At 56.4% G+C, this 13,265-nt stretch carries 13 protein-coding genes; 5 read left to right on the top strand and 8 right to left on the bottom strand.

The features are described from left to right. Positions 1-276, top strand: a 276-nt coding sequence (locus DFO48_RS04665) for a methyl-accepting chemotaxis protein (RefSeq protein ID WP_233506318.1), incomplete at its 5' end; no start/stop codon positions are given. Between the two features lie 50 nt (positions 277-326). On the opposite strand, the gene DFO48_RS04660 is transcribed toward DFO48_RS04665, so the two are convergent. The 4 genes from DFO48_RS04660 to DFO48_RS04645 all read right to left on the bottom strand — a co-directional run bounded on the left by DFO48_RS04660 (position 327) and on the right by DFO48_RS04645 (position 2,981). Continuing rightward, positions 327-1,238, bottom strand: coding sequence for a polysaccharide deacetylase family protein (locus DFO48_RS04660; RefSeq protein WP_233506317.1), 912 nt, complete (start codon positions 1,236-1,238; stop codon positions 327-329). A gap of 92 nt (positions 1,239-1,330) precedes the next feature. Continuing rightward, complete coding sequence (locus DFO48_RS04655; RefSeq protein ID WP_233506330.1) at positions 1,331-1,711, bottom strand: GNAT family N-acetyltransferase; 381 nt, start codon at positions 1,709-1,711, stop codon at positions 1,331-1,333. Positions 1,712-1,909: 198 nt separating this feature from the next. Then, positions 1,910-2,296 carry a VOC family protein gene (locus DFO48_RS04650; RefSeq protein ID WP_114862659.1) on the bottom strand — a complete coding sequence of 129 codons (387 nt, stop codon included), beginning with the start codon at positions 2,294-2,296 and terminating at the stop codon, positions 1,910-1,912. Between the two features lie 238 nt (positions 2,297-2,534). After that, positions 2,535-2,981, bottom strand: coding sequence for a type II toxin-antitoxin system RatA family toxin (locus tag DFO48_RS04645; protein WP_114862716.1), 447 nt, complete (start codon positions 2,979-2,981; stop codon positions 2,535-2,537). Positions 2,982-3,935: 954 nt separating this feature from the next. Here DFO48_RS04645 and DFO48_RS04640 point away from each other — a divergent pair. The 3 genes from DFO48_RS04640 (at position 3,936) to DFO48_RS04630 (ending at position 8,101) form a co-directional block, all read left to right on the top strand. Then, positions 3,936-4,295, top strand: coding sequence for a DUF2946 family protein (locus tag DFO48_RS04640; RefSeq protein ID WP_080569833.1), 360 nt, complete (start codon positions 3,936-3,938; stop codon positions 4,293-4,295). A 90-nt stretch (positions 4,296-4,385) separates the two neighbouring features. Beyond that, complete coding sequence (locus DFO48_RS04635) at positions 4,386-6,572, top strand: TonB-dependent siderophore receptor (RefSeq protein WP_233506316.1); 2,187 nt, start codon at positions 4,386-4,388, stop codon at positions 6,570-6,572. Between the two features lie 11 nt (positions 6,573-6,583). Further along, positions 6,584-8,101 (top strand): PepSY domain-containing protein, encoded by a 1,518-nt coding sequence (locus tag DFO48_RS04630; RefSeq protein ID WP_114862658.1) that lies wholly within the window; start codon positions 6,584-6,586, stop codon positions 8,099-8,101. A 190-nt stretch (positions 8,102-8,291) separates the two neighbouring features. Here the strand turns inward: DFO48_RS04630 and DFO48_RS25855 are convergent, their stop codons facing one another. Continuing rightward, positions 8,292-9,368, bottom strand: a complete 1,077-nt coding sequence (locus tag DFO48_RS25855; RefSeq protein ID WP_370449550.1) for a TetR family transcriptional regulator — start codon at positions 9,366-9,368, stop codon at positions 8,292-8,294. 297 nt (positions 9,369-9,665) lie between these two features. On the opposite strand from DFO48_RS25855, the gene DFO48_RS04615 reads away from it, so the two are divergent. Beyond that, complete coding sequence (locus DFO48_RS04615; protein ID WP_003074378.1) at positions 9,666-10,403, top strand: siderophore-interacting protein; 738 nt, start codon at positions 9,666-9,668, stop codon at positions 10,401-10,403. Between the two features lie 163 nt (positions 10,404-10,566). On the opposite strand, the gene DFO48_RS04610 is transcribed toward DFO48_RS04615, so the two are convergent. The 3 genes from DFO48_RS04610 to DFO48_RS04600 form a co-directional block, all read right to left on the bottom strand. Further along, entirely contained in the window at positions 10,567-10,980 is a 414-nt protein-coding gene (locus DFO48_RS04610; protein WP_114862657.1) for a GNAT family N-acetyltransferase, read from the bottom strand. A gap of 60 nt (positions 10,981-11,040) precedes the next feature. Continuing rightward, positions 11,041-11,571, bottom strand: coding sequence for an NUDIX hydrolase (locus tag DFO48_RS04605; RefSeq protein ID WP_233506315.1), 531 nt, complete (start codon positions 11,569-11,571; stop codon positions 11,041-11,043). A gap of 218 nt (positions 11,572-11,789) precedes the next feature. Next, positions 11,790-12,992 (bottom strand): diguanylate cyclase, encoded by a 1,203-nt coding sequence (locus DFO48_RS04600; protein WP_114862656.1) that lies wholly within the window; start codon positions 12,990-12,992, stop codon positions 11,790-11,792. Positions 12,993-13,265: the final 273 nt, after the last annotated feature.

Below are 13,265 nucleotides of genomic sequence, written 5' to 3'. Positions count from 1 at the left end.
GCCAATATCGAGGCGGGCTCTCTGGTTGTGAACGATGCGGGGCGCAACATCGGGGACATCGTCTCCCAGGCGCGCAGCGTAGCGGACTTCATTGCGGAGATCAGCAAGGCCACGCGTGAGCAGAGCGAGGAGATCAGCCAGGTCGGCAAGTCGGTGGCGGACATGGACTATCTGACGCAGCAGAACGCGCAACTGGTGACCCAGGGGGCGCAGGCGTCCAGCAGCATGCAATGGCAGGTGAAGAATCTTGTGGAAGCGATTGGGGTGTTTCGGTGAGCGGCCTCACCAGCAAACAATCCGGACTCGGAACGACCCTAGGAGGACTGCTAAGGTATTAGCGACTCCAAGCGGAGCTTGGGTTCTTCATAGACCGAGTCCTCGGCGGGATAGCGCAGGCCTGAAATGCCACGCGCTTTTGCGCTTGCCCATACGACGCTTTCGCCAGCAGGCAATGTGTCAGGTTGCGAAGAATAGACAGGATCTTTGAAGGCGGTTGTTGCTGGCACGAACGTCCAGCCTTGCCTGCGAAAGGCCGAAACGATATCAGGCAAGGTTGCTGCATTGATCTCATTGGTGTGCAGCAGCATCACATGCGCAGGGCTTCGGCCAAGTACCTGCCTGGCCAGGCCTTCATAGTAAGTAGCCCGGTCAAGCAAGTGTTCAATGTAGGCCAACTTGACCCGGACAGCCTTGTCGTGTGAACCAGCTCGTAGAAGCGAGGAATAGATCTGGTTGTAGTACCAATCGCTGGCATCAATGGAGACTGGAGCCGGTCTGTATCCATTTGATGTCATCCAGGACCGGATACCGTCACGCTTTTCCACCGTGTCGCCTTCTTTCAGGTACGGAAAACGAAGCATCGGCACCCAAGTCGGAATGTGACGCAGAGCTGCATCGGCCTTTTTCACGTCCGCTATGAATTCGTTCAATGTCGTCTCGGTGGATGCAAGACTGCGGTGTGTCGCCGTATGGTTGCCTACTGCATGACCTGCCTTGGCCCAATCCATGATGAGCCCCATCCCTCGATCACCGCCTATTCGAATGAGCGAGGGCAATACCATCGCTGTGATGCCAGAGTCTTTGAGGCTGCTAATGATCTGCTGATTCCAAACTTGCGCCTTGACCTGCTTGTCGGGGTTCAGTCCATCATCAAAGGTCAAACTCAACGTCTGGGTAAAGCCCAGAGATGAAAAAAGCAGAACGGCCAGCGATGCAATAGCGCGAAGAATGGTTGGCATGAAAGCGTATGAAGCACGCGTGCAGTGAACCTGCAAGTCGTTGACTGTGAATCGACCCATTGCAGACGTCCGAGGATGTCTGCCGGTTGCCCCTAGGCGTTATTGCTGTCAGAGCGCACAAAAGAATACCGGCGAATGTCCGTCCTCAACTTCCATCCTCTGCCTTCCCAATAGGTGTGGGCAGAATGGTTCTCGTGGAGAACATCAATGTGACTCTTATGAATGCCGAGTCTTTCAAGTCCATCCAGGCAGCCCTCGACCAAGCGCGAAGCAATGCCGCGTCTTCGGTGTGTAGGCAGGACTACAAGGTGCTGCAAGTAGCCGCGACGACCATCGTGGCCTGACATGATGCATCCAACGATATGCTCGCCTTCTAACGCAACGAAGCTCAAACCTGGGTTGCGCAACAGGTAGCGCTGGGTAGCTTCCCGTGAATCTGCATCCCGAAAAGTAACCCCATCTGTTTTCTTCATCATTGTGGTGACGCTGTCGTAGTCCCCAATGCTCATTGGTCGGATAGATATCTGATCCACGGTGCTAGGGCAGTAGGGTGTTCTCACTGCTGTCTCCGATTTCTGGCAGTCCAAAGGCGAGGGCACATTCTCGCTTGAAACACGTGGACTGCTTATGGTCGAGAGCCGTGACCCTGAGCAGTCGGTAGGATGCCTCAATTACATACCGCTATGGCATACGGCTTCAATGTTGTAGCCATCAAGGTCAAGAACAAAAGCCGCGTAATACTTGGAGTGATACTTGGGCCGGTATCCAGGCTCGCCATTGCAGGCCGTGCCTAAAGTTATAGCGGTGCGGTAGAACCTTTCCACAGATTCAATGCTCAATGCAGTGAATGCAATATGCACTCTCGGAACTGATGGTTCGCCTTCTGAAATCCAGAAATCACCACAAGGGTCATCGTGTTGGTCAATCGTCGGTACGCCATAGCTTGCGAAAGTGCTGGAGGCCGTCTTGCCGATACACCCTAGTTCGGCAAGAACTGCATCATAAAAGTGGCGGCTCCGGCTCAGGTCTGAAACATTAATTCCTATGTGATTGAGCATCTAAGCATCCTCATGAAGCTATAAAATTATTGGCTTTCTATAGCTAGGCTATGTTCGCTTCTGGCTGTGGATTCAACTGGTCAATGCAACACAATGACTGCCATCTGGCGGATGGAGTGTTGGCATGAAGCAAAGACCGCGGATTTACTACACCGAAGCTCAGAAGGCCCCAGAGCAGTCATTGAGGTTGGGCTCCGAATACAAGTGACGTGAAGTACTGGATGACGTCAAATGAGGGCTATTTTATAGCTTGGGTCCACTCCCTGAGAGCATCCAAGCGACGCCGCATATCTCTTCGGTAGAACGCAGCGATCAATGGTTCGACGAGCCATCCTAGAAGAGCAGGACGGGCCTTAAAGTTGTAGATAAACAGAACTTCTGTCTTTCCGTCCGGCAGCGGTTTAAAGCGCCACGTTCCACTGAAATTGCGAAGGATCCATGGCCCCTTGGTCATTTGAACTGCTGCGTGCGTAGGGGGAGAAAACGATATGTACTTTGATACAAGGACTGAGCCACGTCGATTCTTGCAATGAGACTCGATGCCAACGGCCGCAGCTTCATGACCCCCAAGGAGGTATGCCTCGCAAAGATATTTATCCCATTCGAGTCTGCGTGTGTAGTCCTGAGAAAGCCAGAAGAGCATATCAGCTGGCTTTGCAATGATGGAGGAAGCGGAGACGCGCATATTTTGAGGCTCAACTAGATTCAGGCGACAGCTGTCGCTAGCGATGCCTCCCAATATTTGAGTGGCATTGATCTTGGAATTTGGTCCTAACGGCTGCTTCTGCCCGATCTGCCACTGGCGTTGTTTGACTATTGGCAGGGGCTCAGGCTCTTCGGGAATTCTCAATGTTTGAGAACGCTGCTACCTGCATATAAGGCACGGATTCAAGCTGACGAGAAAAATAGTCGCCAGAACCACAAGCCCTATAGCACCTAAGAATATTCCAAATATGGTCAGGCCGATTCCATTCGCGATTTTTTCTCCCTTGGAATCAACGGGGGGCACTTTGGTAACCTCTTTGGGAGGATGCTTTCGGAATGGTCGGAAATCTACAGTAGGTGCAGCTACTGGTTTCCACACACTACCGTTCGCAAAGCTCGCCTGACAATTCCAGCATTCAGAATGTTCTTGAACTCTGAGTTCAGCGGAGCAGTTTGGGCAAAACACAATGGTAGTTGCGTGAGAAGAGTGTGCAGCTGGGTAAATGGAGTTCCGAAGAAGACCGTCGTAGCTGTATTCTGCGCTATGTCCGAGTGTCCGCAACTGGCAGGTTGCGCTGTCGCCAATGGTCGACGCAAACGATGATTTATTCCGTCAAGTAACCGGCACCCAGAAGCTGCGCTGAGTTCGACATTTGTTCAGGCAGTGCGGCTCGCCCGTTCGCATGTCACGGACACGCCTGCGTGGTCACCCTGCAAAGCTCAGCCCGTGAATATCTGGCTCCCGGATTCGGACACGGTCGACTGCCTGGAAGAACAGTGGTTTTGCAACAGTCACTATCGCTCAAGACTGCTTTTTTTCTGTTGCGAGGACTTTCGGGGATGCGGCCGCACACGGCTGCATCTCCTCGATGGCGCGAAGTAACGAGAAATCGACAACTCTCGGCCTTCGTCGGAGGCCTCATAATGCGCAACCATGCAAGCGCTGCGTAACTCCCTGTCACTGACCCGCCTGGTTCTGGCGTGGTTCATGCTGACGTTGAGTATTGCAATGGCTTCGCCCATAGTGCATCCAAAAGCCATCGAGGTGGTCTGTACCTCAAGTGGCAGCATGCAGGTGATCATGCTTGATGAGGACGGCCAGGCCGCGCCAGGGCTGCATCATTCGTTGGACTGCCCCTTGTGTCTGACCATCACGACACCACCGAGCTATTCATCACCGCATCTTGATCAGCCACAGCCGCTCGGCTTGGCGCTGCAGCCAGTAGTTTCAGCGCGCATTGCCGCGCTGGTGGGGGCACCTTTGCCCCCGCGAGGGCCGCCAACGCTCGTGTAAGTCCACTGTGTCGCCACTCGATGGCGGACACAGCCTATCGCTGTCGGGCTCAGTCCTGCCCGGCCGATTTCACTTGCACGCTGATAGTTCATGACCCATCCCTTTTATGGCGCGATGCCCAATGGCAACGCGAGTTTTCTTTCGCTCGCCTTATTTCAACGCAACAGCGTGGCCCTGGCTGTGGCCTATCTGTCATTGGCTGTTCCTCTTGCAGTAGCGAGCTCTGCCAGCTGGGCGCAAGCCGACGTCACTCTGGACACGGTTACCGTGCGTTCATCGGGGGACACCCCTTTGGAGCGTTCAGTGGGCACCGGCAGCCGACTCGACCTCAGTGCACGCGACACTCCAGCCAGTGTCGAGGTGACCACGCGCGAGCAACTGGAAGCTCGCGGCGACGCTTCCCTGGTTGACGCAATCACGCGATCTACCGGCATCACCAGTCTGGGACATCCGGGCAACAGTGGCAGCGCACTCTCGGCACGAGGTTTCACGGATTCCACCTCGGTCATGCGTCTATACGACGGTACGCGCCAATACGGCGGCGTCGGTGTGAGTTTTCCCTTCGACACCTGGTCGATCGACCGCATCGAAGTGCTGCGCGGACCCGCATCCGTGATCTACGGTGATGGCGCTATTGGTGGCGTGGTCAACGTGATCCCCAAAAAGCCCACACGCGGGCCTGTTCAAAATGAAGTCCAGGCCACGGTGGGAACCAAAGGCAAACGTGCATTGGCCTTTGGCAGCGCAGGCGCGATCAATGAGCAATGGTCCTATCGCCTGGATGTCAGCGGCGACCAATCGGATGGGTGGATGGATCGTGGCGATTCCAGCAATCGAACGATCTCCGGCGCTCTGCGCTGGGATGTGACACCTGACCTCAATTTGCAACTCTCGCACGCACAGGGCCGGCAAAAGCCGATGCGCTACTTCGGCACACCGCTGATCAACGGAGTACAAGACCCTGCGATCCGAGAGCGCAACTACAACGTTGCCGACAGCCGCATCCAGTTCAAGGATCGCTGGACCGAACTGTCTGCTCAGTGGGCACCCGGCAGCAATATCGTCGTACGAAGCAAGCTCTACCACATTGGCAGCGACCGCTATTGGCGCAATGCTGAAGCGTACCGGTACAACGCCGCTACAGGATTGATCGACCGCTCGGACAACACCGAGATCGGTCACGACCAGACGCAGACAGGCAACACCACGGATGTGACCTTCAACGGCAGCTTGCTCGGACGTCCAAACCAGCTCTCCGTGGGCTTCGACGTGAACCGTGCATCGTTTCAGCACACCAATAACACCTACACCGGCAGTTCCGGTCCGGTAGACCCCTATAACCCAGTCCCGGGCTACTACAGCAGCTCCGTACCCTTCATTCCCCGCTATCAAAACAAGGCCGAGCAATATGCGCTGTTTGCGGAAGACCGGCTTGAACTGACGGATCGCTGGTCTATTGTGGCAGGCACGCGCTTCGACCACGCGGATCTATCGCGCCAGGACCTGGTGGCGGGCACTCAGGCTTTCAAACGCAGCTACTCCAACACCGGTTGGCGACTTGGTTCTGTCTACAAGCTAAGTCCTCAACTGTCCCTGTATGCGCAGGCATCCAAGGCCGCCGATCCAGTGAGTGGCCTGCTGATGTTGTCGGCCGCTAATGCCGTCTTCGACGTATCGAGCGGCAAACAGTTTGAGGTCGGTATCAAGCATTCCTTCTGGGACGGCAAGGGTGACTGGACGCTTGCAGCGTACTCCATCACCAAAAACAACTTATTGACGCGAGACCCTGCAAACCCCGCTCTGCGCATACAGGTTGGCCAACGCTCTTCCAAGGGCATCGAGGGCACCCTATCGATGCAAGTGAGCAAGGCCGTGCAGATTGATGCCAACTTTGCACTGCTCAAGGCTCGCTATGACGATTTCAGCGAGTCCGTGGGCGGCATCGCTGTTTCACGCAATGGCAATATTCCCACCGACGTGCCAGAGCGTGTTGCCAATGTCTGGGTGAGCTGGAACGTCGTGCCAGACTGGACGCTGTCCGGCGGCCTTCGCCATGTGGGAAAGCGCTATTCAGACAATGCGAACACTTTGAAGCTGCCTGCCTACACCACGGCAGACCTGGCGCTGCAATGGAAGGCTACCAAGGCCACCACGTTCACGCTGCGCGGCTTCAACATCTTCGACAAGCACTACTTCACGACCTCCTACTACACCAACACACAGTGGCTCGTCGGGGAAGGGCGGCGTGTTGAGCTGACACTGAACCATCGTTTCTGAGCGGGCCGCCGATGTGGACTTCCGCCCATGCCAAACGGCTTGTGTTTCTGGTGCATCGATGGACCGGGGTGGCTGCATGTGTGCTGATGGCGCTCTGGCTCTTCAGCGGGGTGGTGATGCTCTTTGTCGGCTACCCCAAACTGCTGCCGACCGAGCGCCTGCAGGCATTGCCTTCCCTGAGCTCTGGCCAGAGCTACCTGCCTGTTGAGGCAGCTCTGAAGCAAAGCCAGTCTGCTGACAAGGTGCAGCAGATCATACTCACCACTATTGCGGGCCGCCCCAGCTACCGGCTCAAGGAGGCGGACGGCACGCTGCGTGTGGTTGATGCCGGCACGGGCGTTGTTGTGCCGCTGCCCGACGACGCAACAGCCTTGCGCAGTGCCCAGGTGTTCCTGCCCGGAGCAAATGGAGTGCTGCAAGGTCACACGCAAGACGACCGCTGGACGCATTCCGCCTCGCTCGATCCCCATCGGCCTCTCATCAAGGTCCTGATGGACGATTCCGCATCAAGCCTGCTGTACATCTCGTCGACTACCGCCGAGGTGGTCATGGATGTACCGCGTCATCAACGCTACTGGAACTACGTGGGAGCCTGGCTTCACTGGGTGTATATGCTGCGTGAAGGTTCCAAGGACGCTGTGTGGAGCTGGCTGGTCATCGGACTCTCGGCATTGGGAACCGTCTCTGCCATTGCCGGTGCCTTGGTGGGCATCTGGCGATGGCGCTTCAACGGTCGCTACAAATCTGGAGCCAAGACGCCATACCGTGAGTTCCAGATGCGCTGGCATCACATCACCGGCCTCGTATTTGGAGTGATGATGATCTGCTGGATCTTCAGCGGCCTGATGTCCATGAATCCGCTGGGGATCTTCAGCCCGCAAGGACCTCGTCCCGATCTGCGGGCCTACCAGCATGCAAGTCCAGGAAGCAATCCCTTCAGGCTCACCACGCACGAAGCGCTGACACTGCTCGGTGCCGAGGGGTTTGATACGCGCGAGGTCGAATGGAAAGTACTGGATGGGAAGCCCTACCTGCTGGCCTTTAATGGAGTGGGGCAGACCCGCGTCCTTTCCGCGAACCTTGCTGCACCGCGGGTAGAGAGGGCACTTGACCGCTCGAGACTAGAGCAGGCGGCGAAGAAGCTGTTTCCTTTTGCCATTCGCTCGACCACGTTGCTGAACGAGTACGACGCCTACTATTACCGCCGGGGTGAAGCCTCGATGTATTCAGCAGCGGCGCGTGGTCTGCCTGTGCTTCGGATGCAGTTTGGAGATCCGGGAAACACTATCGTTTACATCAGCCCGGACTCCGGTGATGTTGTGCTGAGCCTGGACCAAAGGCAGCGTACAGGGCGGTGGCTGTTCAATTTCCTGCACAGTTGGGACCTGCCGTGGATGCTGCGCCACGCTTGGCCGCGTGATGTCATCCTCGTTATGCTGAGCATCGGTACCTTGGCTCTGGCACTGACCGGCATCGTGCTGGGCTACAGGAGACTGAAGCTGTTCATCGGGCCCAGGCGCCGATCTTGATCTTGGGGACGGTGCGCTCGAAGAGCGTCGCTTTACGGCCTGCAGCAAGATCCGAGCGTGCTTGCCTCAAGGAGCTTCGGACGCAAGCCAGGCAGGAATTTGCCTCATCCGGCTTTCATCCGATGCCTTGTCTCGCAGTCTGCAATGAGGCCGACGGCGGGAAAAGTCCAGCTCGGAGCAGCCAACTACGTCACGCGGATAACTTGCTTGCGATGTATTTCAGCGCACCTTGAAACACCTGGTGCCATCGCTCATCTGGCGGCTGTGCAAGCGGATGCCAGAAGAACTTGAAGTCATGACCGCCATCATCGCCGGTCCGATATGTCCAGGATTCGGGTGAACTACCCACGGCACACAGATGGAATGCCCAGATTTGGTCCTCGTAGCCAGATGCCCATACTCCCAGATCCAGCAAGACTTCAGATGCTTCAAGTCCACTTTCTTCGCGCAATTCGCGCAATGCCGCTTCTGTGGAGCTTTCGCCCGGTTCAATCGTGCCTTTGACAAGTTGCAGACCTGCCAGCGGGTGCTCAAATGCCAATATTTCGATGGCGCCTCGGTTCCGAATGACCACTGGACAGGCCTTGCTTGGGCGCAATGGAGTTTCCGATTTCATCAAACTATTTTCATGCCAAGGCCTTGGCTGCTCCCGCGAGCCGCCACAGAGATAGCCCATCAGCATCTCCACGATGGCCTGCTCGGTCTTCTGGATCGAGTGTGGCGTTCCGGGGGGAATGACCGCGGCATGAATCAATGACTCCATGGTCCGTAACACCATCCAGGTGGCGAGATTCAGGTCTTCCTGGACGACCTCATCCCGGTGTTCCTCCAGCAGCTGACGAATGCGGCAATGAATGCTTTGATCGGCCGCGCTCTGATCCGATGGTGCATCAAAGAACGGAAACTCTTTCTCCAGCACCTGGTGCAACTCGGGAGCAACCTGATGCGCCGCCAGCCATGCGTGCACGATGGCTGCCAGCCGCTGCAGCAAGCCTGGCGACGTAGTGCTCGCCAGGACGGTTTCCATGGCTGCGTGCATTTCTACCGCGTGCCGTTCATGCAGGGCCGTGATCAGGGAATCCTTGTTGGGAAAGTACTGGTAGACGGAGCCGACGCTGACCCCGGCGCGCTCGGCAACCAGATTGGTATTGGTTCCTGCATAGCCGCGCTCGCTCAAAACGCGAGCCGTAGCTTCAAGAATTGCATCGACCAAGGCCCGTGAGCGGTTCTGGCGAGGGATTCGTCGTGGCTGAGGCAGGGTCGGCATAGGTCTGTCCGAACGCGAGTTTTCAATGTGAGCAATGGCTCATATTCTTTCACATCTCGAGCAAATGCTCATATTTGGAGTGATAGATGTCCATTCGTTCTCATGGGGCGGTGGCTGCGGCGGCCTGTCAGCCGCCCGCCGTCAATGCATCAATCAAGCTGCTGCCAGTCACACAGGCAGTGTTCACCGGATTGCCGATCATCGGGGCGCAGTCAGCGGCGGCCTTGCGGTCTTCTGAATGGCCCGGCATCTTTGTTGCCTCATCCCCGCAGGTCTTCCTCCCCCAAGGAGTGCGCCATGCATGAAATCGACCACAAGCCTCGCACGGCAAAAGCCCTGGGAGTCGTGCAGGCAGTTCATTCCATCACACCGCATATGCGACGAATCACTGTGGGCGGTGACGAGATCGCAGAATTTCTTCAAGTGCAAGGAGTCGATGAACCTGCCGCCTGGGTCAAAGTCTTTCTTCCCTCCGGGCAAGGGCGTGCCTACACAATAAGAAGTGTCGACTTCAAGGCCGGAACGCTGGATCTGGACTTTGTTCTGCACGGAGCAGGATCTGGCTCCGGTCCGGCCTCTGAGTGGGCATCTCGGGCTTTGATTGGCGAACACATCGGAATCGCAGGGCCTCGCAGCGGCGGTTTCCTGCTCCCCGGCAATACACAATGGGTCCTGCTGGCAGGCGATGCAACCGCTTTACCCGGCATCCAGAGCATTGCCAGCCGTTTGCCCGCCGACATCAATGCCAAGGTCTATGCGGAAGTGCTTTCGCCAAGTGAGCATCAGCCTATCGACAGCCTGGCCAAGCTGCGCGTCCAATGGATCAATGCCCAGCCGGAGCCAGGCCTGAGCCTGTGCCAGGCACTGCTGCACCGTCCCTTGCCGACAGGGCCTGGCTACATCTGGATTGCGGGAGAGTCTGCGGCCATCCGTAGCCTGAAGCATCATTACTTTCAAGAGCGAGAACTGCCCAGGCACGTCGTGAGCGCGAAGGGATACTGGAAGTTTGGGGCGGCCGATCACCGGGAAGCATGATGCGTTTCTCGAGTACCTGCTGTCAGCGGGGCTGATGGAAGGTGGCCGCGCGCGCATCCTAGATGCGTATCCGAGGGCCTGCGAATACTGTCTGTCGGTTGTCTGCTGCTGGCGCCGAAGGCTGTCGCTTGCAGGCGACCCACACAGGCCATTGGCGGTATTGCTAGCCTATGCGTTTCCGGGCCCGCTCCATCGCATCGCCAGATGGCGTAAATCCAAGTTTCGAGAAAAACGCTGGCGCTTGCGAGCGAGAGGCTCGCAGCATCCAGGTGATGCCTTCGTCGTCGCTCACCATCTCTTCGACCAGGCTTGTGCCAATTCCCTTGCCTCTCCATTCCGCAGCCACCACAACCATCGATAGATAGCCATTGGATAGTCCGTCAGTGATTGCACGCGCAAACCCGACCACCTGGTCCTGGGAGACGGCCACGACCACTCGTTGAGATGCTGAGACAAGGCGCTCAAGAAATTGGCGGTCCGGGATGCGGTGAGACCATCCATTGGTTGTCAGAAGCTGAAATGCGCTGCCCAGATCGGCAGTTGAATAGCTGCGAATATGTGATGTGTTGACTTCCATGCTGGAGCATTCCTTCAAGGGAGAATTCTGGAGCGCAGCAGAGCCGGAGCATGGTCTATTTCAGACATTCAGCGACAGTGCAAGACCTTCAGCGCAAACAGGACTGCGAGCGGCAGTATCTGCCTGGCAATGATGCTTGCCTTGAAGCGCTTTCTTCAGTCCCACAGGGAACAGCGCTGGTCCCTCAGGCAGGTCGAGTTCGGCCAGGTCAAACCATCTGGCGGTGCATTGCGTTCCACTGTCTTCATGAAACTCAATACTGCTTTGGTTTTCAAAATTCGCGAGGCTGAACAGCACCTCGCAAATGAACAGCACTTCGTGGCCGGGTTCCCCTTCATGGGTATAGATGTTCTCCATGACGAGCGGAGTACCTATTATTTCAACGTCAACGCCCAGCTCCTCATTGAACTCACGTATCAGCGCTGATTGCCAGTGCTCGCCGAATTCGATACTGCCTCCCAGGGGGCGGACACCTTTCAGATGGCCCTGGTCATCCAATACCTCGACAGCCAACAACTTGCCTTCTCGCCAGTGAAGTCCAAGAGCCTTGACTTTTATGGAAGCGGCAGGCCGCCACCTGGTTGTGTACATGCTTTGTCTCTGAATAGGCCGAATCTGATTGCGTGCATTGTGCATGCCTGAACGAAGTAATGCTTCTGGCCGGCAGCTACCGGCACCGGTGGTCGATTCAAATGGAATACGCGGCTGCCTGCAAAGGGTTGGAGAGCGATGCGGGCCGCGGCATAAGGCGATTGCCGAGGGCCCAGTGAGAACCCCTTTTTAGGGAGATCAGGAATCGCCGCAGCGGATCAAGCCGCAATTTTGTCCGACTGCCGGGGGCTTTCGATCGGTATATCCGGATAGTCCACTCCAGACACATATACCCGATCGCGCCCGGCATTCTTTGCCTGGTAGAGGAGCTGATCCGCTTCCTTCAGGGCCCGCTCAAATTGAAAAGCCTGGGTGATCGATGAAAGCCCAAAGCTCATGGTCATTCTGGAGCCGGACGGAAGAATGTCATTGCTTGAGCCGATGTCAAGCTGGATTTGCCGGGCAATGGCTTCGGCATCCTTCAGGGCAATGTTCGTCAGCAAAATCACAAACTCTTCACCGCCAAATCGGGCGACAAGGTCGTTTTCTCGCATATTGCTTTGCAAAATCGCCGAGACAAGCTGCAGGACCTTGTCGCCACGCTCGTGGCCCCAGGTGTCGTTGATACGTTTGAAGTGATCTATGTCGCAGGCCAGCACAGCCATGGGATAGAGCCTCAGCTCGTCAAGACGCTTCTGAGCATATTCCTGAAAGGAGCGGCGGTTCAGTATCTGCGTCAAAGCATCAAAGTCACGTTCCATGTGCAGCTTGACAACCGTTTCCTTCACGGCAATCGCGGTCATCACCACGGTGAAGAGCAGCGAGAAGTTCAGAATGCTCAGCAGCGTCAGGATCCAATAGGGTGAGCTTGGCAGGGAACGGAGATCTGAATATCCCAGCAGCCAGATCAGGGCGGGTCGAGTGAAGGTGTAGGCGGTGAACAGGATGCTCAGCCAGAGCAGCGATTGATCGAGCCAGTCAAATGAGTATTTCTTCGAGCGTACCTGCAAGATGGGGAGCAGTAAAACTAGGCCGGAACCAACACTGAAAGAACTTACCCGCGCCCAGACATTCGGCTCGACCCGGCTGAATTGGTAGAGAGCAGTCAGGGTGACTATGGCGATAAGCAATGCTGCATGCGGTTGGGTGGATACACGCCAGCGCTCTGCCCAGCTTCTGGCAAGACACCAGGCACTCAGCAGGTAGAAGCTGCCGATGAGCAGGGCGTAGCGGTTGAGTTCTTCGAGAGGGAGCAGGCTTTGCGCTCCGAGAGGCAGTGCTGTGAGTGAATAGGCGCAAGCTTGCCAAAGCAGAAAGCGCTGTGATCGTTGGACAAGCCAGGCAACGATCAATATGGCAGCCAGAACCAGTATCGCCATCGACGGCGTCAGAACCAAGATGAAGTCATTGTTCGAGAACATCTGACCAGAGCCTCCTCGATCAAAGATCGAAACGGAGCAGCATTGCCTGTTCCTGGATTGCAAAGCGACAACCAGCAGTCAGCATTCATACATCCTGGCGTGTGATCTCACAAGTCCTTGCCATGCCTTGTGTCTGATCTACGTCACCCAGCTTCGCATGTGAGCAAACCGGCAAGTTCGCTCAGGCGATGCCAGTGTTCGAGCCCCTGTCCTTGGAATCGTCGGCTGCCATCGGGCTTGGGAAGATGGCTTGGCCCGGTGATCCACCAAGCC

The organism is Comamonas sp. AG1104 (assembly GCF_003350425.1).
Taxonomy (GTDB): Bacteria; Pseudomonadota; Gammaproteobacteria; order Burkholderiales; family Burkholderiaceae_C; genus Comamonas; species Comamonas testosteroni.
This window is presented reverse-complemented; position numbering and strand designations above follow the sequence as displayed.